Source organism: Brevibacterium sp., from assembly GCF_052105255.1.
GTDB lineage: Bacteria > Actinomycetota > Actinomycetes > Actinomycetales > Brevibacteriaceae > Brevibacterium > Brevibacterium linens_B.
This window is the reverse complement of sequence record NZ_JBQDYQ010000011.1, coordinates 17,100-42,068: the sequence shown is the minus strand read 5'-3', so window position 1 is coordinate 42,068 and position 24,969 is coordinate 17,100. Positions and strand designations below refer to the sequence as shown.

The 24,969-nt window shown below is 65.8% G+C and carries 22 protein-coding genes; 11 read left to right on the top strand and 11 right to left on the bottom strand.

Annotated features, from left to right (window positions below):
- Window positions 1-74: 74 nt before the first annotated feature.
- Complete coding sequence (locus ACTIIH_RS05340) at window positions 75-1,247, top strand: M20 family metallopeptidase (RefSeq protein WP_441450947.1); 1,173 nt, start codon at window positions 75-77, stop codon at window positions 1,245-1,247.
- A 176-nt stretch (window positions 1,248-1,423) separates the two neighbouring features.
- Here the strand turns inward: ACTIIH_RS05340 and ACTIIH_RS05335 are convergent, their stop codons facing one another.
- Window positions 1,424-2,434, bottom strand: a complete 1,011-nt coding sequence (locus ACTIIH_RS05335) for an FkbM family methyltransferase (protein WP_441450945.1) — start codon at window positions 2,432-2,434, stop codon at window positions 1,424-1,426.
- 209 nt (window positions 2,435-2,643) lie between these two features.
- On the opposite strand from ACTIIH_RS05335, the gene menC reads away from it, so the two are divergent.
- Window positions 2,644-3,768, top strand: coding sequence for an o-succinylbenzoate synthase (menC, locus tag ACTIIH_RS05330; RefSeq protein ID WP_441450943.1), 1,125 nt, complete (start codon window positions 2,644-2,646; stop codon window positions 3,766-3,768).
- A gap of 61 nt (window positions 3,769-3,829) precedes the next feature.
- On the opposite strand, the gene ACTIIH_RS05325 is transcribed toward menC, so the two are convergent.
- The 4 genes from ACTIIH_RS05325 to ACTIIH_RS05310 all read right to left on the bottom strand — a co-directional run bounded on the left by ACTIIH_RS05325 (window position 3,830) and on the right by ACTIIH_RS05310 (window position 9,788).
- Window positions 3,830-4,738 carry a cation diffusion facilitator family transporter gene (locus ACTIIH_RS05325; RefSeq protein ID WP_441450941.1) on the bottom strand — a complete coding sequence of 303 codons (909 nt, stop codon included), beginning with the start codon at window positions 4,736-4,738 and terminating at the stop codon, window positions 3,830-3,832.
- A 214-nt stretch (window positions 4,739-4,952) separates the two neighbouring features.
- Entirely contained in the window at window positions 4,953-6,758 is a 1,806-nt protein-coding gene (locus tag ACTIIH_RS05320; protein ID WP_441450939.1) for a flotillin family protein, read from the bottom strand.
- A 204-nt stretch (window positions 6,759-6,962) separates the two neighbouring features.
- Window positions 6,963-7,424, bottom strand: a complete 462-nt coding sequence (locus ACTIIH_RS05315) for a DUF3817 domain-containing protein (protein WP_441450937.1) — start codon at window positions 7,422-7,424, stop codon at window positions 6,963-6,965.
- A gap of 243 nt (window positions 7,425-7,667) precedes the next feature.
- Window positions 7,668-9,788 carry a M28 family peptidase gene (locus ACTIIH_RS05310; protein WP_441450935.1) on the bottom strand — a complete coding sequence of 707 codons (2,121 nt, stop codon included), beginning with the start codon at window positions 9,786-9,788 and terminating at the stop codon, window positions 7,668-7,670.
- A gap of 520 nt (window positions 9,789-10,308) precedes the next feature.
- On the opposite strand from ACTIIH_RS05310, the gene ACTIIH_RS05305 reads away from it, so the two are divergent.
- Window positions 10,309-11,412 carry a VIT1/CCC1 transporter family protein gene (locus tag ACTIIH_RS05305; RefSeq protein WP_101595325.1) on the top strand — a complete coding sequence of 368 codons (1,104 nt, stop codon included), beginning with the start codon at window positions 10,309-10,311 and terminating at the stop codon, window positions 11,410-11,412.
- Window positions 11,409-12,296 carry an aminotransferase class IV gene (locus tag ACTIIH_RS05300; protein WP_101554388.1) on the top strand — a complete coding sequence of 296 codons (888 nt, stop codon included), beginning with the start codon at window positions 11,409-11,411 and terminating at the stop codon, window positions 12,294-12,296. Before ACTIIH_RS05305 ends, ACTIIH_RS05300 begins: the two co-directional genes overlap by 4 nt.
- Window positions 12,297-12,406: 110 nt before the next feature.
- On the opposite strand, the gene ACTIIH_RS05295 is transcribed toward ACTIIH_RS05300, so the two are convergent.
- A complete protein-coding gene (locus tag ACTIIH_RS05295) occupies window positions 12,407-12,607 on the bottom strand; it encodes a hypothetical protein (RefSeq protein WP_025777086.1) in 201 nt (66 codons plus the stop codon).
- Window positions 12,608-12,855: 248 nt separating this feature from the next.
- Here ACTIIH_RS05295 and ACTIIH_RS05290 point away from each other — a divergent pair, with 248 nt between their 5' ends.
- Entirely contained in the window at window positions 12,856-13,155 is a 300-nt protein-coding gene (locus ACTIIH_RS05290; RefSeq protein WP_025777085.1) for a DUF4235 domain-containing protein, read from the top strand.
- Between the two features lie 175 nt (window positions 13,156-13,330).
- Here the strand turns inward: ACTIIH_RS05290 and ACTIIH_RS05285 are convergent, their stop codons facing one another.
- Window positions 13,331-14,248, bottom strand: a complete 918-nt coding sequence (locus tag ACTIIH_RS05285; protein WP_441450932.1) for a type I 3-dehydroquinate dehydratase — start codon at window positions 14,246-14,248, stop codon at window positions 13,331-13,333.
- A 57-nt stretch (window positions 14,249-14,305) separates the two neighbouring features.
- Here ACTIIH_RS05285 and ACTIIH_RS05280 point away from each other — a divergent pair, with 57 nt between their 5' ends.
- The 5 genes from ACTIIH_RS05280 to ACTIIH_RS05260 all read left to right on the top strand — a co-directional run bounded on the left by ACTIIH_RS05280 (window position 14,306) and on the right by ACTIIH_RS05260 (window position 19,417).
- The gene (locus ACTIIH_RS05280) at window positions 14,306-15,106 is read left to right on the top strand and encodes an alpha/beta fold hydrolase (protein ID WP_441450977.1); all 801 of its coding nucleotides are present in this window, start codon (window positions 14,306-14,308) and stop codon (window positions 15,104-15,106) included.
- Between the two features lie 336 nt (window positions 15,107-15,442).
- Window positions 15,443-16,753 (top strand): quaternary amine ABC transporter ATP-binding protein, encoded by a 1,311-nt coding sequence (locus tag ACTIIH_RS05275; protein ID WP_127365072.1) that lies wholly within the window; start codon window positions 15,443-15,445, stop codon window positions 16,751-16,753.
- Window positions 16,753-17,652, top strand: coding sequence for an ABC transporter permease (locus ACTIIH_RS05270; protein ID WP_127365073.1), 900 nt, complete (start codon window positions 16,753-16,755; stop codon window positions 17,650-17,652). The genes ACTIIH_RS05275 and ACTIIH_RS05270 overlap by 1 nt, the downstream gene beginning before the upstream one ends.
- A 53-nt stretch (window positions 17,653-17,705) precedes the next feature.
- Entirely contained in the window at window positions 17,706-18,626 is a 921-nt protein-coding gene (locus ACTIIH_RS05265; RefSeq protein ID WP_127365074.1) for a glycine betaine ABC transporter substrate-binding protein, read from the top strand.
- A 203-nt stretch (window positions 18,627-18,829) separates the two neighbouring features.
- Window positions 18,830-19,417 (top strand): methylated-DNA--[protein]-cysteine S-methyltransferase, encoded by a 588-nt coding sequence (locus tag ACTIIH_RS05260; RefSeq protein WP_101595312.1) that lies wholly within the window; start codon window positions 18,830-18,832, stop codon window positions 19,415-19,417.
- A gap of 58 nt (window positions 19,418-19,475) precedes the next feature.
- Here ACTIIH_RS05260 and ACTIIH_RS05255 read toward each other — a convergent pair whose 3' ends face one another.
- The 4 genes from ACTIIH_RS05255 to ACTIIH_RS05240 form a co-directional block, all read right to left on the bottom strand.
- Complete coding sequence (locus ACTIIH_RS05255; RefSeq protein ID WP_441450930.1) at window positions 19,476-20,822, bottom strand: Dyp-type peroxidase; 1,347 nt, start codon at window positions 20,820-20,822, stop codon at window positions 19,476-19,478.
- Window positions 20,776-21,414 carry a copper chaperone PCu(A)C gene (locus ACTIIH_RS05250; RefSeq protein WP_441450928.1) on the bottom strand — a complete coding sequence of 213 codons (639 nt, stop codon included), beginning with the start codon at window positions 21,412-21,414 and terminating at the stop codon, window positions 20,776-20,778. The genes ACTIIH_RS05255 and ACTIIH_RS05250 overlap by 47 nt, the downstream gene beginning before the upstream one ends.
- Window positions 21,415-21,640: 226 nt before the next feature.
- Window positions 21,641-22,336 carry a hypothetical protein gene (locus ACTIIH_RS05245; protein WP_441450927.1) on the bottom strand — a complete coding sequence of 232 codons (696 nt, stop codon included), beginning with the start codon at window positions 22,334-22,336 and terminating at the stop codon, window positions 21,641-21,643.
- 67 nt (window positions 22,337-22,403) lie between these two features.
- The gene (locus ACTIIH_RS05240; RefSeq protein WP_441450925.1) at window positions 22,404-22,997 is read right to left on the bottom strand and encodes a hypothetical protein; all 594 of its coding nucleotides are present in this window, start codon (window positions 22,995-22,997) and stop codon (window positions 22,404-22,406) included.
- 262 nt (window positions 22,998-23,259) lie between these two features.
- Here ACTIIH_RS05240 and ACTIIH_RS05235 point away from each other — a divergent pair, with 262 nt between their 5' ends.
- Window positions 23,260-24,930, top strand: a complete 1,671-nt coding sequence (locus tag ACTIIH_RS05235) for a DUF222 domain-containing protein (RefSeq protein ID WP_441450923.1) — start codon at window positions 23,260-23,262, stop codon at window positions 24,928-24,930.
- Window positions 24,931-24,969 lie beyond the last annotated feature (39 nt).

The window sequence follows — 24,969 nt, the reverse complement described above, 5'->3', positions numbered from 1 at the left end:
GTCACTGGTCATGCATCGATCGCACCATCCGGACACCGCGGGAGACGGCAACCGGCCTTCCGTAGACTCGCACCATGACTTCCACCACATCGCCGTCGCCCCAGCCCGCTGACTTCGTCGAACAGGCGAAGCGACGCCTGCCCGACATGCTCGCCGACATCGAACGGGTCATCTCCCTCGAGACCCCCTCCCACGACAAGGCGGCCGTGGCCGCGGGTGCTCGGGACTTCGCCGCGCTCCTGGACGACCGCCTCGGCGCCGAGGCGGAGCTGCTCGACGTCGACGGCACCACCCACGTGCGCCTGCGCTTCGGCACCGGGCCTGCCCGCGTCGTCCTGCTCAACCACCAGGACACGGTGTGGCCACACGGCACGCTCGAACGTCTCCCGTTCTCCACCGAAGACGGGATCCTCCGCGGTCCCGGCAGCTTCGACATGCTCACCGGAGCGATCATGAGCGTGCACGCGACCGCGATGGTGGCCGACCACCTCGGCGCGGGCGGGTTGGACGGTCTGTCGATCCTCGTCACCGGTGATGAGGAGATCGGCTCCCTGTCCTCCTCGGATCTCATTCGCGCCGAGGCGGCCGAGGCGAAGGCCGTGTTCGTCATGGAGGCGAGCGCCGACGGCGCGCTCAAACTCGAGCGCAAGGGCACGAGCAACTACGTGCTGAAGTTCACCGGCAGGGCCTCGCACGCCGGCCTCGAACCGGAGAAGGGCATCAACGCGGGCATGGCCCTGGCCCTGACCCTGCCGTTGGTGGCAGGGCTCGCCGACGCTTCAGCGGGGACGACGGTGGTGCCGACCGTGATCAGCGCGGGGACGACGTCGAACACTGTGCCGGCCGAAGCCCGGGTGGACATCGATGTGCGCGCCCGGACGGCGGCCGAGCTCGAACGCGTGGATGCGCAGATCCGTGAGTTGGCTGAGAAACCTCAGGTGGAGGGCTCGACGACGGAGGTCCTCGGCGGGATCAACCGGCCTCCGTTCGAACGGGAGCAGTCGGCTGCGCTCTTCGACCGGGCGACGGCCCTTGCGGGTGAACTCGGGCTGCCCGCGCCGCAGGGAGTGTCGGTGGGCGGAGCCTCGGATGGGAACTTCACTGCCGGTGACGGCATCTCCACCCTCGACGGTCTGGGCGCCGTCGGTGATGGGGCGCATGCCGAACACGAACACGCCGTCGTCGACGAGATCGCCCCGCGCACCGCTCTGTTGGCCGCCCTCATCGCCGATCAGCTGCAGGGCTGAGGCGGATCGGACGGCTGCACGGCTGAGCGAACTCGGCGGGCTGCCGCCACCCAGTCCCGCTGCCAGCGCGCCAGGGACTCCCCTACGCAGTTAAGTGTGCGCAGATTGCCAGTTTCGAGCCGAGAATGTGCAATCTGCGCACAGTTACCTGTCGGTAACCGCGGTCAGCTCGGCGGCTAATCGACTGGGTAACCTGCCGCGCGCATCTGCTCCGGTGACTTCAGCGTGAACAGCCAGTCGCGAAGCCGCGGATCCGGCTGAATCGCCCTCCGCGCCTTTAGCCGATCCTCACCGACGAGGTAAAAGTGGTAGCCGTGCTCGCCGAGGTGGCCCATGAGCTCCCACGATTTCGCGCGGTCATCGAGGACCTCGCACAGAATGTCCGGGTGCACCGCGGCGAGGAAGTCCCGCCCGTGGGCGAGGACGTCGTTCTCCCCGCCTTCGACGTCGATCTTCACCGTCACACGCGGCGTCTCGCCCCGCCACGAACCGTCGGGAAGGCCCTCCCCCGGCTGCGACTGCGTGTCTCGGTCCGGCACTTCGGCCAGCACCTCGGGCAGGAGGGCGTCGAGGGAGGTGAAGCGCACCTCGGCGTCAGAGTCGAAGTGCATGTCCGAGGAGTAGAACGACGGCAGCGCCGATCCCCCGTCCCCGATGGGCACCTTCATCCAGGTGTCGGGACTGCCGACTCCGGTCGGGTGGACGGTCACGCGGGTGTTGAAGCCGTTGCGGTCGATGTTCTTCTCCGCGCCGGCGACGACAGCCGGGATGATCTCGAAGAGGTGGGCGCGCACATTCTCGTTCGCCGCGAGGACGGCCATGGTGAACACTCCGGTGTAGGCTCCGATGTCGAGGAAGACGTCCGCGTCCGCACTGAGCGCGACCATGAGATCGAGGGCGAACGCGTCTTCGGGTTCGGTGCGGCGGCCTTTGCCCCAGTAGAACTCCTTGGCGATTTCGCAGCGGAAGGGCTCGACGAGGACGAAGTCCGCTCCTCCCGCTCGTCCGCGCACCTCGGTGAGTTCGATGGGGGCGGGGAGGCGACCGATTTTCAGCCCTCTGATCCAGGGCGCGATCGTTCGCAGCAGCGGGTGGAACGCCGGTTGAGCGAGGGCGGTTTTGACCGGCAGCTTGAGGCCGAACCAGGACTGTCTGCGTGCGGTGAAAGTGCGCAGGTCGTCGTTCACGACGGTGGCCCCCTTGCTGACAGGAAGACTTCTGTTCACACTATCAATCCCCGGACCGCCGCTCCAGGGTTTCTTTTCCGGAGGTATTGCGATGAGGCTCCAGAGTCCTTCCCGACCTGAATCGCGATACTCGCCTCCTCATTGCGGACCGTTGGCATAAGGTGGAAGCGAAGACCCATCCGCCCCGTTGCGAAGCAGGAGCCCGGCATATGAAGCTCAAGTCAGTCACCCTCCACCAAGTCTCGATTCCTCTCGTCACCCCGTTCGAGACCTCGTTCATGCGGGAGACGGAGAAGGACTGCTACCTCGTCGAGGCGGTGTTCGACACTCCGAAGGGCGAGATCACCGGGTGGGGTGAGTCCGTCGCGATGATCTCCCCGCTCTACTCCTCCGAGTACGTGGCCGCCGGCATCGACGTCACTCGCCGCTGGCTGGCACCGCTGCTCTTCGACGTCGAGGACCTCACCGCGGAGACCGTCGGGTGGCATCTCCGCCACGTCATCGGCCACCCGATGGCGAAGTCCGCACTCGAGATGGCCGTCATCGAAGCTCAGCTGAAGCTCAACGACCAGTCGTTCAAGGACTACCTGGGCGGAGTCGTCGATACGGTTCCCTCGGGCGTATCGGTGGGCATCCAGGATTCCGTCGAGGAGACCGTCAAGGTCATCGGCGACTACCTTGACGAGGGGTACGCCCGGATCAAGCTGAAGATCAAACCCGGCAAGGACATCGCCCCCGTGGCCGCCGTGCGCAAGGCCTTCGGCGACGACTTCGGCTTCCAGGTCGATGCCAACGCCGCCTACACCCTCGTCGACGCTGCTCATCTGCGGCGCCTCGACGAATACGGATTGCTCCTCATCGAACAGCCCCTCGGCGAAGCCGATATCCGCCAACATGCGGAGCTCGCGAAGCTCATGGACACCCCGATGTGCCTTGATGAGTCGATCGTCTCCGCCGAGGCGGCCGCGGACGCGATCATGTTGGGAGCCACCTCCGTGATCAACATCAAACCCGGACGGGTCGGCGGGTTCATCGAGGCGAAGAAGATCCACGATCTCGCCGCCGCCCACGGCGTCGCCGTCTGGCACGGCGGAATGGTCGAAACCGGACTGGGGAGGGCTGCGAATGCGGCTCTGGCCTCGCTGCCGGGCTTCACCCTGCCCGGCGACATCTCCGGCTCGAACCGCTTCTTCCATGAGGACATCACCGAGGAGATCGTCATGTACGACGGCAAGGTCGACGTGCCCACCGGCATCGGCTTCGGCGTCTCCATCGACCTGGCCAAGCTCGAACGCTTCCGCACGGATTCGCTGGAGATCCTGCCCGGACAGTGAGCCGAACCCCCGCCGAGGCGGCCCACCCTCATCGGTCATCGGCCGGTGGAGGTGGGCCGCCTCAGTCGTGGGTATGAGTCTCCTCGGCGGCGTCCTTCGCCCGATCGAACTGGAACGTCGAGTGTTCGATCGCGATCTTGTGGTGCTCCGTCAGGCATTCCTGCAGAGCCTTGAGAATGCGCGGAGCATGCCCGTCATAGAAGCATTCGTCCGCGAGTACCACATGAGCGGTGAGCACCGGCAGATTCGAGTCGATTCGGGTGATGTGGAGGTCGTGGATTTCCCGCACATGCTCGACGGCTTCGAGGTGCTCGCGGACCTTGTCGAGGTCGAGTTCCTTCGGCGCCGCTTCGAGCAGGATCGATCCGGTCTCACGCAGGATGGCGAACGCTCTGGGGACGATGAGCGCCGCGATAACCAGAGCAGCGACCGCATCGGCGCGCTCCCACCCGAAGAGCCAGATCGCCAGAGCGGCGAAGATCACGGCCACCGAGCCGAGTGCATCGGCAATGACCTCGAGGAACGCGGCCTTGAGGTTGAGGGAGTCTTCCTTCGATGAGCTGAGGATGACGATGGAGACGAGATTGCCCACGAGGCCGATGGCACCGAAGAGCAGCAGGCCCGGGCCGGGCACCTCCGGCGGGACGAAGAATCTCCGGATGCCTTCGATGAGGCTGTAGACGCCGAGCCCCAGCAGCAGAGTCGCCTGGGCACCGGCGGCGAGCACTTCCGCCCGGCGGAACCCCCAGGTCTTCTGTCCGCCCGTCGGTTTGCTGACCAGACTCGCCGCGAAGAGTGCGATCCCGATGCCGATGAGATCGACGGCATTGTGGCCGGTGTCGATGAGCAGCGCCAGGCTGCCCGTGACGACGGACCCGATGAGCTGGAAGACGAAGATCGTCGCGACGATGCCGAAGACGATCCTCAGCTGCCGCCGTGAACCTGAACCATGCGCATGATCATGAGCCATAGATACCTCCTCGACTCAACACATTAACATATGCACATTTATTTATGCATCTGGTCGGCCTCGACGAAGAATCGGAGCCACCCGAGCCCGGCTGCAGGACACATCACCGCCCGGCCGGTCGGCACCTCGGCGCGCTCCGTGCACGAAACGGCCGCCCAAGAGGTCCTCAGCGGCCGCTGCCGACGCGATGCGCGCGCCCCGGCATCCGCTGCTGTCAGCTCTGAGTGTCCTGACCGTCGTCGTCCTGACCGCGGGTGCCCCTTCCGTCGGTGCCCTGATCGTCGCCGGGCTCATCGCCACCGGGCGCGGCTTCGCCCGAGCCGACCCCGGCCTGACCGGTCCCCGCCGCGCCTGCTCCGCTTTCGTCGAGGCGGCGCTTCGCCTCGTCGATATAGGCCTGGACATCGAAGCCGGTGGCCTTCTTCACCTCGTCGCCGATCCGGTCGAGATCGACCCCGCTGTCGTCGAGGAAGGCCTTCGGGTCGAAGCCGGAGCGGTTCGATCGTGGACCGGCGGCCGCGCCGTCTGCCACGACCCCGTCGACGACCTTGCCTGTACTCCCATCCGCGGCAGAGGCTCCGTCCGGTCCCCCGCTGTCGGATCCGCCGGACCCACCAGGCCCTCCCGGCTTTCCGGACCCGTCCGGCCCATCACCACTCGAACCAGCCTCGCCGGAGCCCTTCGCCTTGGCCACGAGGTCGGTGAGGTCGACTCCGGTCGTTCCGCGCACGACTTCGAGGACCTGCGAGAGGTTGTTCGATACGGAGTTCGCGAGCTTCGATTCGCCATCGGTGGACACGATCGAGAGATCCTTGATGTTCGCGTACGGTGCGACGAGCTCGCCTGCTACGCTCGGCAGCACTTCGAGCACCTTCGACAGCACGGCCGCATCGTTGAACTGCTTGTAGGCCTCGGCCTGGGCCCGCAGCGCCTCGGCTTCCGCCTCACCGCGCGCCCTGATCGCATCGGCTTCAGCTTCACCCTCGAGCCGGATCGCCTCGGCGTCCTTCGACCGACGGTGCAGTTCGGCGGCTGCCTCGGCCCGACCCTGCGCCTCGATCTCATACGCCCGCGCATCGGCGGAGGCCTGCTGCCGGTAGCGTTCGGCGTCGGCGGGTCGGCGCACCTCGGCATCGAGCTGTTCGGCACGCAGTTCCGCGGCTTCCTTCGCCACGATCCGGTCTTTTTCGAGCAGCTTCTGCTTCTCGGCTGCCGCCGCCAGCGGGCCCGCATTGTCGGCCGTCGCCTGACGCTGATCGGCCTCTTCCTTCAGCGCGGCCCGGCGCAGAGCCAGCTGCTGCTGCTGTTCGGCGATAGCCTGGTCGGTCAGCGCCTGCTGCTTCTGGGTCTCCTCGTTCTGCTGCGCCTGCTCGACGGCCGATGCGCGACCGGCGTTCGCCTCGGCGATGGCGGCGTTCTTCGCCACCTCGGCGGCCTGCGGACGGCCCCAGTCGCGCAGGTAGCTGCCTTCGTCCTCGACCGCCGAGATCTGGAACGTGTCGATGATGAGGCCCTGATTGTTCATCGAGTGCGCGGACTCCTCCTGCACCTGCGCGGCGAAGGAAGCGCGATCCTGGATGATCTGCTCGACGGTGAGCGTGCCGACCACGGCGCGCAGGGTGCCCGAGAGGATCTCCTTCGAGTAGTGGTCGATCTGGTCCTGCTGGTCGAGGAAGCGCTGCGCGGCCTTGCGCACATCATCCTCGGTGCCGCCGACCTTGACCTGGGCGACTCCGCGCAGACGCAGGGCGATGCCGTTGATGGAGATGCCGTCGATCTCGACGGAGATCTGCCGCGAGGACAGCGACAGGATGAACGCCTTCTGCACGATCGGATAGACGACAGAACGACCGCCGATGACGATGCGACCGGTGCCGGACGATCCCGAAGCGTTGCGTCCGGTGATGATGAGCGCTTCGGACGGTGAGGCGATCTTGTAGGACCTGAGGATCACGAGCAGGGCAATGAGAATGATGACGACGAGGATGCCGATTCCTCCGACGCCGAAGAGCAGGTCCATCAGTGGGCCTTTCATCGCGGTTGGGCGGCCGTTCTCCGGGCCGTCCCATTCATCCTATGCGAGGCCACGGACACAGGACAGGGAGGATGTCCGCCGAGGCGGCCCTTCACGCCCGCCGTCCGTCCATATCCGCACCTGCCGCCCCTCGCCGAGGCGGTCGGGCAGAGCCGTCCGCGCTGCGGGCTCGCGGTGTCGATCAGTCGATCATCTGCCCCAGTCGCCGGGAGGGCCCGCCAACAGCAGCCCGGAGAAGACGAGGACGACGAAGATGATCCCGAGGCCGACCGCCAGCCACGGCGACCGGATGCACCAGGAGGTGAGCTTCTCGAACCAGGTCTGCGGGGTGCGGCCGTTGCGGCCCAGCCCCCAGTCGCCTTCAAGAGATCCGGTCTTCTCCACCGAGCGCTCGAAGGGAATCGTGGCATAGGGGATGAACGCCGACCCGAGGCCGGTGGCGATCCGACGCTTGCTCCACTGCTGCGAGGTGCCGACGCCGATGACGGCGATGACGAAGCAGATGAAGACGAAGCCGTGGATGCCTCCGCCGATCCGCACGCCCACCTCGGTGGTGTGGGTGATGTACTTGAGGAACATGCCGATCAGCAGCAGAGTCCAGGTCACGGTCTCGGCGATGGCGAAGAAGTTGAAGAAGCGTTTGGGAGTCACGGAAGACCATTGTGCCCGGACAAGGTGAACGACCCCTGAGGAGCGCCGGCAGATGAGTCCATCGGTCTCAGATCCGAATCAGGGCAGGCTCAGCTGCGTCATCCTCGCTGCGGCGTCGGATTCTCACCATGGTCATGGCCGTCTTCACAGATGAGAACGGCCCGACGCGGGCGGCGACCGTCTCCAGTCACCGACCACGTCGGGCCGTCCGTGCCGATCAGGGCACGCCGTCTCGGCTGCCGCTCAGCTGCGGCGGCGACGCGAACCCAGCGTCATCACCAGACCGAGCGCGATGAGCGCTCCGGCCGAGAGAATCAGCGGCAGGGCTTCGTTACCGGTCCGCGGCAGGTCTCCTCCACCGCCGCCGTTGCCGCCGTCACCGGCTCCAGGTCCATCACCCTCGGCGACGACCTCGAAGGATCCGGTCAGCGGGTCTCCGCCTTCGCAGTCGACGGTGACGTCATAGGTGCCGATGTAGCTGTCGACCACCGAGTCGTCGAGTCCGCGGACTCCGAATCGGGCAGTGCCGTCGCCTCCGACCTCGGCGGGCTGTTCGAACGTCTCGATCTTCCCGTTGTTCGGGGTCACCGTCATCGTCGCCGTGGTGTCGGCGGCGCAGCCGGTGGCCGCGACCTGGACGCCCTTCTCACTGACGAAGTCCGGCGCTTCGATCGTCTTCGGATCGATGCTCAGTGTTCGTTCGTCAGGGGCCTCGGTCGGCGTCTCCGTGGGCGGATCGGTGGGATCCGTGGGTGGAGTCGTCGGATCGGTCGGCGGATCCGTCGGCGCGTCGGCCAGCTCATAGGCCAGCGTGTGGACGGCGAAGCCGATGGCGGGAGCGAAGATGTCGATGGACTCCTTGCTCACGTTCTCGATGGTGTCCGTGGGCTGGTGGTAGTTCGTGTCGTGCTTCTCGCCGACGGTGCCGCCGAACATCTCAGCCTCTTCAGCCGTCTTCGTGCCGTCTGCTCCGGAGAACAGGCCGCTGGCCGGGATACCGTTGTCGATGAACGCCTGGTAGTCCGAACGTCCGGAGAAGTCGGTGCCGACGTTGGGCTGGTCGATGTCGGCGAAGTAGTCGGTGAAGATCTTCTCGAGCTCGGCCGAACCTTCGGGGACGTTGACGCCGTCGGGGATCGGCACATCGGAGCCGTCGGAGTCGAGCGTGCCGACGATGTAGTTGTCAGAGCCGATCATGTCGAAGTTCATGTAGGACTTGATCTTGCCCAGCTCGGCATCGTCAAGGCTCGCGACGTACTTCGTCGAACCGACGAGTCCGACCTCTTCCGCGCCCCACCAGCCGAAGCGGATGGCGTTGTCGACTGCGGTCGGCTGCTCGGCAAGCGCTTCGGCCGAAGCGAGGAGCGCCGCGGTCCCCGAACCGTTGTCGTTGACGCCGGGGCCTTCTTCGACCCCGTCGAGGTGGGCGCCGAACATCTGGACGTTGTCATGGTCGCCGGCCTTGGTCTCGGCGATGACGTTCCAGGTCGTCTCGGTGACGAACTCGGTCTCGAGCGTGAAGTCGGCGGTCAGGGCCGCGGCTTCGGCCGCCGCATCGTCGGCGGCGGCTTCCTCCGTCTCGTCGGCACCCTGCCCGAGACCCGCCTCGGCGTCAGTCTGGCTGCCCGCTTCTGCGCCGGCCTCGGCACCTGCGGCTTCGACCTTCTCGAGGAGGTCGGTGCCGACGTTGTAGGTGACCGTCACCGTCGGGGCACTGCCTTCCATCCGCTCACCCAGGGTGGCGTTGAGCTCCTCGTCCGGGTTGTCCTTGTCGTTGTTGTAGATGATGACCGCTGCGGCACCGGCCTCGGTGGCGGCCTTGGTCTTCTCACCGAAGGCGCATTCGCCGCGGGACACGAGCACAAGCGCACCTTCGGCGCTGGAGTCGAAGTCACTGGCCTGACAGCCGAGCTGTCCGCCGGCCAGGTCGCTGTTGTCGTCATCGACCGGCAGCACCACCGGCAGATCGGTCAGCGGCTCAGTGGTTCCCTCTGTGTATGAGGCGGTCGCAACCTTGACCGCTTCCCCGTCGACCTTGACGTCGACGGTGCCGAAGTTCTGGCCCTCGACATCGAAGGCCTGACGTTTCACATCGAAGGCTCCGGTCGCCTCGAGGGTGGATTCGACGTATTCCACGGCTTCTTCGTAGCCGGGGGTTCCCAGCGCACGGTGACCTTCATCCGCGTGCGAGGTGGAGATGTCGGAGATCTTCTGCAGATGCTCCATCACGGCGTCGCCGTTGACGCCCATATCGGTGTGTTCGGTCGGTCCCGCGGTGCCCGCTGCCAGCGCCGGGCTCACCCCGCCGAGGACCAGTCCGGCTGTGGCGGTGACTGCCAGCCAGCTCTTCGTTCGCAACTTCATGGAGTTCCTTTCGCTCCTTTGTCTGTGTCCAGAGGAATCGCACATGACGGCGCACCGGAAATGACCGCCACGGCATGACTGCTCGTCCATACCGGTGTCGGCCTCTTTACAGCTGCGCTTGCGGGGAAGCTCGATTCTGACGCTTCGCTATGACTCGTCATTGGTAACGAATCACATGCTTCTATAACGAAACGGTGACACAACTCACATTGGTCATTAATCTAACGCACCACAGCCGGCTTTAAGGTTACGAATTGATAACAACCGGTCACTGATCGATTTCGCACACGCGGACGGCCTGCGGTCGCGATGCGGATTCTCTGCGGTCATTGCCTCCGCGCCGACGATCGCTCCCGCGGCACCCCAGCCGCACCGGAACCGCGCCCACACGCGCCAGACCGAGCAGCACCAGACCGAGCAGCGCCGGCCCAGCGTCACGGTCACTCGACCGAACCCGCCCGGCCGCTCAACGCCGCCCACCCAGTGCCGGGAATCAGAGCGCACGACTAGACTCGGACCAGTGACGACCGATGACTCCGCAGGAGCGACTCCGCCTGCGTCCCCCGACAGACGAACCGTTCGCCGCTGGCAGCGCTACCTCGCCAACGAACGGCTCGAGGAACGGGTTTACCGCAACCTCGCCGAACGCCGCAGCGGAGAGGATCGTGAGATCCTGCTCAGCCTGGCCGCCGCGGAATCCCGGCACCAGGAGCATTGGATCACGCTGCTCGGCGAGCATGCCGAGAAGCGCCGTTCCGCCGATCTCCTCACCCGCTGCCTGGCCTTCCTCGGCGGTCTGTTCGGCTCCGTGTTCGTCCTCGCTCTTGCTCAGCAGTCGGAGACGAGCTCGCCGTACGACGAAGACGAAGCCGCCTCGGCCGAGATGGCCGCCGACGAACGCATCCACGCCGAGGTGGTCCGCGCTCTGGCTGCCCGTTCCCGCGCCCGCCTGTCGGGAAACTTCCGTGCCGCCGTCTTCGGCGCCAACGACGGACTGGTCTCGAACCTCGCACTCGTCCTCGGCGTCGGCGCGGCGGGAGTCTCGAACACCGTCATCCTGCTCACCGGCGTCTCTGGGCTGCTGGCCGGCGCCTTGTCGATGGGAGCCGGCGAGTACATCTCGGTGCGCTCCCAGCGCGAACTCCTCGACGCCTCCACCCCGGACCCCGAGTCCCGGCACGCCCTGGCCGACCTCAACATCGACGCCAACGAGCTCGCCCTCGTCTTCCGCGCCCGCGGCATGGAGACCCACGAGGCCGAGGCTCGCGCCAACCGCACGATCGCGGCGGCGAAGAACAGACAGGCGCCGCGCCTGCCGAACCTCGACTCCGAGGTCGACCGTGACGAACTCGGCACCGGCATCGGCGCTGCCCTGTCAAGCTTCTGCTTCTTCTCCTCCGGCGCGCTCATCCCGATCCTGCCCTACATCTTCGGCCTGTCCGGACTGCCCGCCGTGTTCCTCTCCGCCGGCCTCGTCGGCATCGCGCTGCTGTTCACAGGCGGCATCGTCGGCCTGCTCTCGGGCAAATCACCCGGCCCCCGCGCCCTGCGCCAACTCGGCATCGGCTTCGGTGCCGCCGCCGTGACCTACGTCCTCGGCCTGCTCTTCGGAGGTACCGCATGACCGATCCGCTCATCCTCGTCGACCCCACCGCGGCTGAGTTCGAGCTCACCGATCTCGGTGCCGCTCAGCTGCCTGTCACGGATCTCTCCGCTCATCGCGGGGACGGCATCTTCGAAACCGTGCTGGTCAGCGTGGGGACGCACGGTGCCACCGTGGTGTCGCGGGAACGGCACTTCACCCGCTTCCGCGCATCCGCCTCGGCGCTGGATCTGTCCGATCCGGACCAAGGACTGTGGGATCGGGTCATCGATTCCCTCATCGCCGAGGTGGCCGCCGCCGATCCCCAGAACGTCGAGTTCGGGATCCGCTATGCCCTCTCGCGCGGGGAGCAGGACGCGAACGGTCGGTTCCGGGGCCGCGGATGGGCCTTCCCCGTGCCCGTGGACGACCATATCCTCACAGCCCGGGAGCAGGGTGTCACCGCCGTCAGCCTCGACCGCGGATTCGACGCCTATATCGGCAGCAAGGCCCCGTGGCTGCTCATCGGCGCGAAGACGCTGTCCTATGCGGTCAATCAGGCGGCCGGCCGCTATGCCGCGGCGAACGACGCCGACGAGGCGCTGTTCGTCTCCCACGACGGAATCGTGCTGGAAGGCCCGACCGCAAACCTCATCATCCGCCGAGGCAACCGCCTCCTCACACCGAATCCGGAGGCTGGTCTGCTGTCGGGAACGACGCAGCGCCTGATCTTCGATCATGCGCAGGGCCTGGGGCTGCGCGCCGAATACGCCGACCTCGGACTCGACGACGTCAAGGACGCGGACGGGGCCTGGTTCGTCTCGTCGATGCGCACGGCCGCCGCTCTGCGCGAACTCGACGGCAACGCGATCGCTGTAGATCAGAATCTCACGGACCGATTCCAGGCGATCGTCCGCGGCCGCTGACACCCCGGTGAGTCTGTGGGGATGACCTTCCCTCGGCCGTCCGGTCTCTGGGTGCTGTCGGGATGCGCTGTCGGGATGCGTGCTGTCGGGGATGCGCTGCCCCGAGCTCTTCAGGCTCGGGGCAGAGCGTCGGCGGGTTTCGCCGAGGGGAGAGTGAAGGCGAGAACGAGCCCGAGGATGCAGGCGGCGCAGCTGATCAGCCACACCGGCCAGAAGACGCCGGAGAGTCCCGGCAGCAGCGCAAGCAGGAATCCGAGGGCGCCACAGACGAACAGTCCGGTGACGACGCGCGTCTTCCACTTCCTCAGCATCGTGTGCCTTTCTCTTCACGTTTCGGTTCAGACCTTCCCTTTGCCCGACCGAAGCGTGCTCTCACGCTATCCCCGCCGATCTGCCCGGCACATCCCCCAAAAGTATGAAATGAGGGAACTTTCTCGACCTCGTTCGAACGGGGGTGGCCCCGGGCGCATCGTCCTGCGTTAGTGTTGTCTTCGACGGAATACGTTCCCGCGACTCCCCAGAGGCACGGGATCCAAGGTTCAAAGGAAAGGACACGAGCATGGGAAAGCTCGCTTGGCAGATCATCGGCGTGGGAGCGCCTATCGCAGCTGCATTCGTCGCTCGCAAGACCCTGACCTTCGCGTGGGAGAAGTCGACGAAGCGCCCGGCGCCGTCGAACCCTGTCGATGACGAGATCTCGATGTCCGAGGCTCTGGCCTGGACGATCGTCTCCGGCGTCGGCGTGGCTGTGGCTCAGCTCGTGGTTCAGCGCATCGCCGCGAACACCGTGCGCAACAACTTCGGCGATGAGGCCCTGCCGAAGAAGTTCCGCAAGCAGATCGAAGAGACCACCGACTGATCCTTCGCTGACCTCCACCAGCGAAACGGCCCGCGAAGCACATGCTTCGCGGGCCGTCTGCTTCCCCGACGGACTCTGCCGGTTGAGCCAGGCCCGTCAGCAAACCCCTCGGCAAACGCGGGTCAGAAATTCATACGCCCTGATCAAGATCACCGCGTATGAACTTTGAGGCCGCTCATACACACCTACCTCCGACGCGGTCGAGGATCTCGGCGAGGACCGATGCCTCGATCTGCCCCGGGGCCGAGGCCCGACCGATCTGCGCGAATGTGGCGCAGCTGCCGAAGTCGGCGCCCATGATCCGGCTCGTCCGGCCCAAGAGTCCCATCGCGATTCCGAGCACGGGAACCGGCAACGAGGCATCCGCCGCGGCCGTCGCCTCCAGGAGACGCAGAACATCGGCCGGCGCCTGCGGCATCATCGCCACCTTGGCCACATCTGCACCGGCCTCGCTCATCGCAGCGAACGTCTTCAGCAGGCGTTCGGCGGAGTCCGTGGACTCGAAATTGTGGTGTGAAGCGACGACGGGCACGCTCGCCTCCCGCGCCGAGGCGATGAGGGAGCCCGACTCGGCCCGATCGATCTCGACGTCGATGGCCACGGGAACGCCCCATGATGCGCTGCCGGGAACTCCCGAGGCGGCGGTGCCGGTTCCACCGGTGCCGCTGGGACCGGCGCCGGCAGCGGTTCCGGCGTTCGCCTCGACATCAGCGACCCCGGCGATGAGTTCCCGCACCACCTCGGCGTAGTCGTCCTCCGTGATCGCCACCTGCCCGCCTTCGAAACCGGTGCGCACGGTCAGGAGGATCGGCAGCCCGGCTGTGAGCGCATGCGGAAGCAGACGAAGGGCCGCCTCGGCGAGGCCGTGCACACCACTGTGCGCCCCACCTTGTGCGGAACCGGAAGCGGCGGCGAGCAGCGGATCGATGCGCCATTCGACGGCGTCGACGATCCCGGTCGCGGCGGCTGCAGCGCATTCGGCAGCAAGACCCTCGGCATCGAGCGCCAGCGTGGGCACGATGATGGCCGGTCGGTCGGGATTGCGCACTGCGGGCGATCCTACGGCAGGATTGAGGAACGGCAATGATTTCATCTCTCAAGCGTAGGCGGTGATCAGGCACGCGCAGGCGGGAGGACACGGGTGGAGACGATGCAGATGGACAGGATCAGCGCACGCGATGGCTTCCCGCTCGAAGCCCAGGTCAGCGGGCCGGAGGACGCCCCAGCGCTGCTCCTGCTGCAGGGACAGTCGAATTCGCACGAGTGGTGGGACGATCTGCGCGGGGACTTCGAAGCGGACTTCCGCACGATTACGTTCGACTATCGCGGGACGGGCGGCAGCCGGGGCGAGCTCGGCGAGCTGTCGACGGCGAGCTTCGCCGACGACGCCGCGGACGTGCTCGACCGCTTCGGCGTGGATCGGGCCGCGGTGTACGGCACGTCCATGGGCGGGCGCATCGCGCAGATGCTGGCGCTCAACCACCCGGGTCGAGTGAGCGCGCTCGTACTCGGATGCACCTCCCCCGGCGGTCCGCACGGGGTCAAGCGTCCGCGCGAGGTCGGCCAGGCATTGGCGCGGCTGCGCGGAGATGAGCACACTCAGTACCTCTTCGACCTCTTCTACACCCCCGAGTGGACGGTGTCGGCGAAGTCCAGCAAGATGCTCGGCGACGACACGATGACGGCCGCCGAGTCATCCGCCCATCTGCGCATCAGCGCCAATCACGACGCGTGGGATCGACTGCCGGAGATCACCGCTCCGACGCTGATCATGCACGGCGACGCCGACAGGATGAACCCGGTCGGAAATGCCCGCATCCTCCACGAACGCATCCCCGGTTCTCAGCTGCGCATTCTGCCGGAGGGCCGCCACGGATTCTTCGAAGAGTTCGCCGAGGTGGTCACTCCGGCCGTGATCCACTTCCTCTCGGAATCGCTGCGGACGCCCTGAAGACAAGGCCGCCTACTGCATCAAAACCTCATATCCGGTAACAAATCCATAAACGGTACATCTACATGCTCCAATCGATGATTATAACAATCAAGTAACGCACGAGCAGTTGTTTCCCCAGGTCAGAGCGCCAGTCAAGAAGGGCGCGCCGCATAATCCCGATGAGATCTCTGCCGAAGACCCTGAATAAAACTACAATGGTGGATCAGATATCCGTGTGCGGTGAGGCGCGTGCGCAATTGAGCTATTCGGATCTGTTCTGCGAGCACCGAACCGTGCAAACGGGGGTGAAGCCTCTCGTTCTTGCGGACTGCCAAGAATGCAAGGAGGAAGCACGTGAGCGTTGTCAAAGCGTCACACGTCTACAAAGTTTTCGGAAAGCGCCAAGGCGAAGTCGTCAAGCGACTCGAAGAAGGCGCGGACCGCGATGATCTGACCAAACTCGGAACGGCCGCCGTCATCGACGCGAGTTTCGACGTCCAGGAGGGCGAGATCTTCGTCGTCATGGGCCTGTCGGGCTCGGGCAAGTCGACCCTGATCCGCACGCTCAACGGGCTCTGGGCACCCACTGCCGGGTCCGTCGAGGTGCTGGGCACCGATATCGCAAAGGTCGACGCCGCGACACTGCGCAAGGTCCGCAGCGAACACATCTCGATGGTGTTCCAGCACTTCGCACTGCTCCCGCACCGCACTGTCCGGGACAACGCCGCCTATGCGCTCGAGATCCGCGGAGTCGCGAAGGCGGAACGGGACAAGGCCGCCGACCGCTGGCTCAAGGCCGTCGGCCTCGATGGCTGGGGCGACAAATTCCCCGAACAGCTCTCGGGCGGTATGCAGCAGCGCGTCGGTCTGGCCCGCGCGCTTGCGGCCGAGACCGACATCCTCCTCATGGACGAAGCCTTCTCCGCCCTCGACCCGCTGATCCGCCGCGAAATGCAGGAACAGCTCGTCGAACTGCAACGGGAGCTGAAGAAGACGATCATCTTCATCACCCACGACCTCAATGAGGCGATGTTCCTCGGTGACCGGATTGCGGTGATGCGCAATGGACGCATCGTCCAGGTCGGCACCCCGGAGGACATCCTCACCGACCCTGCCAACGACTATGTCGCGCAGTTCGTCCACGACGTCGATCGAGCACGGGTCCTCACCGCGAACAACGTCATGGAGAAGGCACGTCAGACCGTGACCAATCAGAACGGCCCCCGCGTCGCGCTGCGCACCATGCGTGAGAACAACGCCTCGGGCGTGTATGTCACGGACAAGGACCGGAAGTTCCTCGGACTCGTCAGCGACCGCGCCTGCGTCGAGCACATCCGGACAGGCGCCACGACTCTCGACGAGATCATCAAGCCGGTCGCCCACCCTGCGTCCCCGGACGACCTGCTCATCGACCTCTTCCTCCCGACCGCGGAGATGCCTCTGCCGGTGCCGGTCACCGACTCCGACGGCGAACTCGTCGGTGTCGTGCCGCGGGCAACCCTGCTCGCCGCGCTCGGCAACCAAAACGGCAACGACGAGCAGGCGACGGACGCCTCAGTCGAAGGCTGGCCCGAGCCAGTCGACACCGGGATCATCGACCAGGTACTGGCCGAAGGCGATGATGCCGCCGCACCGCAGGTCGCCGGCGAAAGGGGTGAGCGCTGATGGAGAACATCCGAATTCCGATCGGAGCCTGGGTCGACACAGCATTCGACTGGCTCAAAGAGAACGTCGCGTGGTTCTTCGACGCCGTCACCTGGCTGTTCAACCTCCTCATCGACGTCCTCACCGACGTGCTCGTCGACCTCCATCCGCTCGTCATCATCATCCTGCTGGCGCTCATCGGCTGGGTCTTCCGCTCGTGGCAGATGGCCGTGGGCACCCTCATCACCCTGTTCTTCATCATGACGATGGACCAATGGGTGGCCGCGATGCAGACCCTGGCGCTGATCATCATCGCCGCTGTCATCGCCGTCATCATCGCCATTCCGGTCGGCATTCTGGCCGCACGCAGCGACAAAGCCTCAGCGGTCATCAAACCGATCCTCGACTTCATGCAGACGATGCCGGCATTCGTCTACCTCATCCCTGCTGTCACCTTCTTCGGCATCGGCGTCGTCCCCGGCCTCGTGGCAACGGTGATCTTCGCTCTGCCTCCGGGCGTGCGGTTCACCGAGCTCGGCATCCGCGGCGTCGATTCGGAGACGGTCGAAGCCGGACAGTCCTTCGGTGCGACTCCAGGCCAGATCCTCCGCGGAGTCCAGCTGCCCTTGGCCACGCCCACGATCATGGCCGGCATCAACCAGGTCATCATGCTCGCACTGGCCATGGCCGTCATCGCCGGCATGGTCGGCGCCGACGGGCTCGGAAAGAACGTCGTCGAAGCGATCGCCACGCAGAACCTGCCGCTCGGTGTCGAAGCCGGACTCGGCGTGGTGATCATCGCGGTCTACCTCGATCGCGTCACCGCAGCCTTGGGCAATGCCAAGGACTACCCGCGCTCGCTCGTGGCAGGGATGCGCCGTCGCCGCACGAAGAACAAGGCAACTGCCGCAGCAGCCTGAATCGATGGACCACACAGTCTGAAATGTCGAACACTAGAGAAAAGGAACACATAATGAAGAGAAGATTTCTCACCCCGTTCGTCGCTGCAGTCGCAGCCCTCGGCCTCGCTCTGACCGGTTGCTCGCAGGAAGCGTCGAGCGACGATGGCAGCGGTGGCGGCGACAAGGGCGACATCAAGCTCGGCTACGTCACCGGCTGGACCGACGGAGAGAGCATCTCGCTCCTGCTCGAGAACCAGCTGGGGAAGATGGGCTACAACGTCGAGACCGAGACCTTCAGTGAGGCAGCCGTCCTCTACGCCGGTGTCGCCAACGGCGATATCGATATGTATCCGTCCTCGTGGCCCGAGGTCACGCACAAGCAGTACATCGATAAGTACGGTGATGATCTCGAAGACGTCGGCGCCTACTACGACAATGCCGTCCTCACGATCGCCGTCCCGAAGTACATGGACGACGTCAACTCGATCGAGGATCTCAAGGGCAAGGGCAAGGACTTCAACGGCGAGATCGTCGGAATCGAGCCCGGTGCCGGTCTGACGAAGGCCACCAAGGCGATGATTCCCGAATACGGTCTCGACGACGAATACGAACTCGTCACCTCGTCGACGGCTGCCATGCTCACCGAGCTCGGCAATGCGACCGATGCCGAGAAGGACATCGTCGTCACGCTGTGGCGTCCGTTCTGGGCGAACAACGAGTACCCGGTCAAGGACCTCGAGGACCCGAAGGGTGCGATGGGCGATCCCGAGAAGCTCCACTTCACCGCGACCAAGGGCTTCAGCGATGAGTTCTCCGATGCCGCCGACTACATCGGCAACATCAAGCTCGATGACAAGCAGTACGGGGAACTCGAGGACCTGGTCGTCAACAAGTACGGCAAGGACGGCAAGAATGATCCCCCAGCGGCCATCACCGAGTGGCTGAAGGCCAACCCGGACGCCTACGAAGGTGAGCTGCCTGACGAGGAGTGATCTCGTCGCCGCGGCAGCAGCTGCCCTGAGGTCGACGTCCTCTGCTCAGCTGCTGACTTCCCCGCCGCGCGGCGCGCAGTCATGAATATGCAGTGCCCTCCCGACTCGACAGAGTCGGGAGGGCACAGCTGTATGAGTAGACTCGATGGAGCAGCGCCGTTGGCACCGCGTTCGGTGCGCGGAACTCGAACGGAGGGCATCTCATGGCGATCCATTCGGCATCCGTCGACACCTTCGTCGGCCCCCTGACAGTCTCCAGCGATGGCCGGTCGATCGTCCGGCTCGAATGGCGCACATCCGCCGAGGCGGCCGTGTCCGCCGCATCGATCCCCGCCGAGGCAGCCAGACAGTCGGACCCGATCCCCGCCGAGGCGGTCGCCGACGTTTCGCTCCCCGCCGGGGCGACCGCCGCCTCGGATCCGATCCTCGCCGACGCGATCGTCCAGGTGCGCGCGTACTTCGACGGCCGCCTCGGTGACATCGATCTGCCCGTGGACTTCGGTCAGGTATCGGACATCGCGAGGACCGTGCTGACGACCCTGGCCGACGAGGTTCCCGCGGGGACCACGGTCACCTACGGGCAACTCGCCGAAGCCAGCGGCACCGGGATTCCGGCGCGGGCCGTCGGCGGGATCATGGGGCTCAATCCGATCCCGATCATCGTCCCCTGCCATCGCGTCGTCGCAGGCAGCGGGCTCGGCGGGTACTCGGGCGGACTGCCCGGGCACGAGCTCGAGACCAAGCGGCGCCTCCTCGAGTTCGAAGGCGCCCTGCCGCAGGCGCTGTTCTGAGCCCGTTCATACTCATCGGCCCGGCGCCCGTCATCGGCCCGGCGGCCGCGCCGCTTCCTCACCCGTCGAACAGCTCCTGCCCGACGTAGCCGTCCTGGGTCGCTCCGGGCGGAATCGCCCACACGGTCGACCCGATCGGCGTCGTCCATTCGTTGAGCAGGTCCACCTCGGCGAGGCGGCGTTGGATCGGCAGGAACTGCCGCTCGATATCGGCCTGGAACGACGCGAACAGCAGCCCCGAATCCCCACCGGCACCGGTCTCATAGTTGAACGTGCGCCGGTGGATCTGCGCCTCCGGACCCAGTCCGTCGCGGGCGCGAGCGATATGCGCGACCTGCGAGATCTTCGTCAGTCCGCGCTCATCGACGGCGGTGAAGTCCGGGACGTCGAACTCGTCCTTGCCCGACAGCGGTGCCCCGGTGTCCATGGTCCGCCCGACCGAGAACTCCCGTGCCGGTCGATCGGCCTGGTCCCAGGTGTCGAGGTTCATCGCGATATCACGCAGCACCAGCGTCGTTCCCCCACGCATCCACACAGGCAGATGCGCGCCGAGATCGGCCGGCGGCTCCCCGCGGGCGGAGAACACCGGGTCCGCAGTCTCGGTGCCCTGGCCCCAGATGATCCGCGCGAAGTCCTCGGATCCGGGCCCCGGATTCGCTGTGCCGTCGAGCTGACCGAAGAGGTTCCGCTGGGTCTTCCCCTCCCCCGAGCTGCCGTAGGCACGTCGGAATCCGTCGCGCTGCCAGGCCACCTCGGCGAATGAGCGTGAGTCCTTGAACAGCATGCGCCTGGCATGTGCCACGGTCAGCGGGTCGTCGCCGCAGATCTGCAGGAGCAGGTCACCCGTGCAGCGGTCCTCATCGAGGCGATCGATCGAGAACGCCTCCAGCGGCTTCAGCCAGTCCGGGACATGGTCCTTTCCTGCCAATGCCACCAGTGCGGCGCCGAATCCGAAGGTCACCGTCAGCCGGGCGGGGTCGACGGCGAGTTCGGATTCGGAGTCGGCCAACGGCGCCTGCCCCTGCGTCAGTGCGGCCGCATCCGCGGTGAGCAGCCGCAGCCAGCGCACCGCCTCGGCGGCCGTGATCCCGGGCCCCAGTGTGAACGCGATGAAGTGCGCATACGCCTGCGCCGGGGTTTCGACACCGGACTGATGAGTGCCGTAGAACGGCTCGGTCTGCGGCCCGTTCGCCCCGTCCAGATCTCGCCGAGACGGCCCGCCGTCACCGGCGCTCGCGCCCTGCGATTCGGAGCCGCGGCCGAGTGCGAATCCGCCCGTGGCACCGACGATTCCGACGCCGCCGGCTGCGGCCGCCGAGGTCAGGAGACCGCGGCGGCTGAAGCCGGGGCGACCGGGCTCAGTGGTCACCGTGGTCTCCGTGGTCGGAGCCCTCGTCGTCGCCATCGTCGGCGTGGTCGGCATTCTCGCCGTCGCTGGAGCCTTCGGCTTCACCGGGCGCGTAGTCTTCCTGGGCTCCGGAGTACTCCTTCGCCACGGCAGTGACCTCGACGGTCTCGCCGTCGGCGGTGACGAGGTCGAGGCTGATCTGCTCGCCCGGCTTGATGGCCTTCTTCAGGCCCATGATCATGATGTGATCGCCCCCGGGTTCGAGGTCGAGGCTCTCCCCGGCCGGGATGGTGAAGCCGCCCTTCTTCTCCTGCATGGACATTCCGCCGGAACCGTCGCCTTCGGTTTCGTGGAGTTGGACCATCTTCGCGTCCGCGTACTTCGCTTCGACGAGGGTGATGTCCTGGTCGGTGTTGTTCTTCAGTTCGCCGAAGACTGCGGTCATTCCGTCGTCGGCGGCCTTGACCCAGGCGCCGTCGAGGCTGAGCGCCTCGGCGTCGACTCGGCTGTCCACAGTGTCCGCTGAGGCGGAGCTGCTGCCTCCGGCCTGCGTCGACCCGGCTGCCGTGCTGTCGTCGTGACCGCAGCCTGCCAGGCCGATGGCGACGGCGATGGGCAGGGCAAGTGTCAGGGTGATGTTCTTTCGCATGATGTCTGCACTTTCGTCATTCAGGTGCAGTCGAGCACGGGTCGATCATGCAGGCTCGCCAATCGGCTCGAGCCTGGAGCCGCAGAGTCTCTGCCGCTGATGCGGCGGATTGGCTCGACTGTCACCAGGGGTCGGGTCGCCGCCGCTGAGGGGTCGGTCGCCCGATGATGGATGGGTTCACCCAGAGAACGGGTGCGAGACGACGATTGAATCGCCGTGGGAGGTGTCAGACGAGTGCGGGCGGGCCGCGCCGATAGTTCGGACCGACGACCGCCGAGGTGACCGGCTGCGGCAGTCGGAACGAAGCGCTGAGCTTGCGGAACGGTTCGTCGGCCAGGACCCCGGCCGCCTCGGAGAGGGCACGCAGTGCACCGATCACCGGCCCCAGGGCCAGCTGCAGAATGCTGAGGACGATGTCCTCACCGCGCTTGAGGAGCACGGCGGTGACGAGGACGGCGACGAGGTGGGCAATGATCATCCCCGCCGAGGCGGCACCGTGGTTCGCATGTCCGAGCGCGGATGCGGCCGGACCGAGATCAAGGGAGCCGGGGGCCGGGACGATGTGTCCGGCGTGGGCGTGGAGGGCCGCCTCGGCGGAGGTGGAACCGCCCATTCCGGTCCCGGTCTGACCGGTTCCGGAATGGGCGGTTCCCGTGTGCGCCCCCGCATGGGCGAGGGTGCGGGCGGACCAGCTCATCGTCAGGTGCATGAGCACCTGCCCGAGGCCGAGCAGTCCGGCCAGAGTGAGATAGCCCAGGCGCCTGCCGGCGACGATCATCGCCGCCCACAGGACGAGGACGAAGACGACCACAGTGCCGGGAACCGAGATTCCGCCTCCGGCGGCGAGGTGCATGAGCAGGGCGAGGAGGGTCGTGAAGAGAGCGGCGAAGAGCGCGCGCACGGACTTCGTCCATCCGGTCATGGGTCCTCCTCTCAGCTCGCTCCCACATTCTACTCAACGTAGAACACTTTCGGGAAGGCGGCTGAGCCTACATCCGCAGCCAGGTATCGGCGGTCTTCTTGACCATAGCGCCGGCGTCAGCGGCAGCATCGCCCCAGGTGACAAGCTTTCCGTCCGGATCTGTGGTGGAGTCGGAGAGGACGACGACGTCGAAGTTGCACACAAGACCCGCCATCGCCGAGGCGTAGACGGCTCCGGGGGTGCTCGCCGAGGAGGCGCTGGCGTCGGCATCGCCTCCCGCTTTGGCGGCAGGGTCAGTGGCATCGCTGCCAGCTCCAGCGCCTGGCTCGCCTGTGTTGGCGTCGGCGCCGGGCGTGGCCGAGGTGGCGTCGGCGCCGGCGATGATGATCCGGTCGACGGAGAGGTCATGCAGACCTGCGGCCAGATCGTCGATGCCTTCGAACACATCGGGGCTCTCGGAGCGGAGTACGAGATCCTCTTCGTCGGGAACGAAGATGCTCAGCTCCTCATCGGGAGTGTCGGCGAGGTCGGCCTTCGTCGACGCGAAGATGAGCACACCGCCCACAGCGCGGGTCCGGGTGACGATATCGCCGAGGGTCTCCATGGCGTCATCGCTGGGGTAGCTGGCGTCGTCGGTATCAATGAGGAGCAGGGCATCCATACTCCAATCGTGCCACGACCGCCTGACACTTTCGAAGCCGGAACACTGCCGCGAAGGCCTCCGTGAAGTGGGCCGGAGGCAGCACGAGTCATGGGCATGCGCTTCTGCAGACATCTGGCAAGAGTCTATGGTTCTATGATCGAACATCGACGAACACATTATATCTGTTCGAACTTTTTTTCGATTCTCTATGGCATTCTATTGCCTTGGAGAGTAAACTGGATTCCAACAACAACGATGTTGGTGAACGGAAATCATCCCCATGACCCTCACTCCCGAACGCAGCTCCGATCATTCCGCTCGGAACGCCGACAACTCCCCGCAGACCAGCGGTCACCCGCTGCTGGCCGACGAAGAGTGGACGGATCTCAGCCGTTTTGCGCCCGAGGTCACCTCTTCGATCACTCAGCTCATGAGCCTCAAAGATGAGCTGCGCACGTTCGATCGCCCCATGGGACCGGAACAGGCCATCATGCTCGCCGATGGGGTCGAGGCGATCACACGCATCAACGACGCGTTGTCGACGCTCGCACTCTCCGTCTGCGAACGCGTCGGAACACCCAGCGATTTCGGCGCCAAGTCGACGAAATCGCTCATCGAGAACCGATTCAACCTCACCGGCGCGGAGGCGAACCGCCGCACCGATATGGCCAAGAACCTCGGCGGACGCGTCGATATGGCCGGCCAGGCTCTGCCGCCTCTCTACCCGGTCGTCGCGGATGCGCTCCATGCCGGCACGATCTCCGCCGCCCAGGCGTCTGTCATCGAAGACTGCATGCGCAAGCTGCCCACGTGGGTCAGTCAGGCCGTCCGCAGTGACGTCGAGACACGATTGGTCGACAACGCACCCAAGGTCCGCCTCAAGGACCTGCGCGAGATCTTCGGCAAACTCATGGGCTACATCGACCCGGACGGAGAAGAACCGAAAGACTCAAGCGACCGCTCGGCTTACAACATGTCCATGCGTGCCAGGGCCAACGGCGACTGGGAGCTGCGTGGGCTGCTCGACCCCGTCACCGGGGGCACTCTCAACGGACTGCTGACCTCACGGATCCAAGCTGCGGGAGAAGACGACAAGACCAACGCTGACAAAGCCGGCACCGACACCGCCGGTGCTGACGAGAGCGGCGCCGGCATCAAGACCGCCGCTCCTGAGGCAACGAGCTCGCCGCTGCCCGATGAAGAGCTGCTCGAGATCGTCGATGCGGTGCTCTCCGGCGACCGGTATGACGCGAAGCGAGTTCCGGAACCCGATCTCGATGCAGCTCGCACGACCGGGAATCCGGCCGCCGCCCCCGGCGTCGGCATTCGTGAGGACGGCGGTTTCGTCGACGTCAGCGCCGAACAGCCCTCGGCACGTGAATGGATCTACGAACGATTCGCCGGCCTCGTCACCACGATCGACAAACAGCGGACGGCTGCAGGAGCGCCTTATGCTCTCGTCATCAACGCCACCGCCGAAGATCTGGCCAAAGGCACGGGACACGGCACCACGGGCGCCGACAATCCCATTCCCATCAAGGAACTGATGAGAAACGGCCTCAACGGCTCGCTGTTCTTCCACCTCATGAGCGACAAGGCCAAGACGATGCAGGTGGCCACAGAACAGCGCTTCGCCAATCGCAGACAGCTGGCAGTGATCACCGCCCGCGACCGAGGCTGCACCTTCCCCGGCTGTGACGCCCCTCCCGGTTGGTGCGATGCCAACCATGTGATTCCATGGGCGCTCGGCGGCAAGACGGAGATCAACAATCTCGCGCTGCTCTGCAGCTATCATCACCACCTGCTCGACCGCACCGATTGGGACACGGTGATGCTCTTCGACGGGCGACCGGCCTACGTTCCGCCCGCCGCAAAGGATCCTGCTCGAACTCCGATCCTCCACGCCCGCTTCATCGCGGATGACATCGTCGACTCCCTGTTCGACAAATAGCCGCCCCACTTTCAGGGGACAGCTGTGCCCACTTTCCAA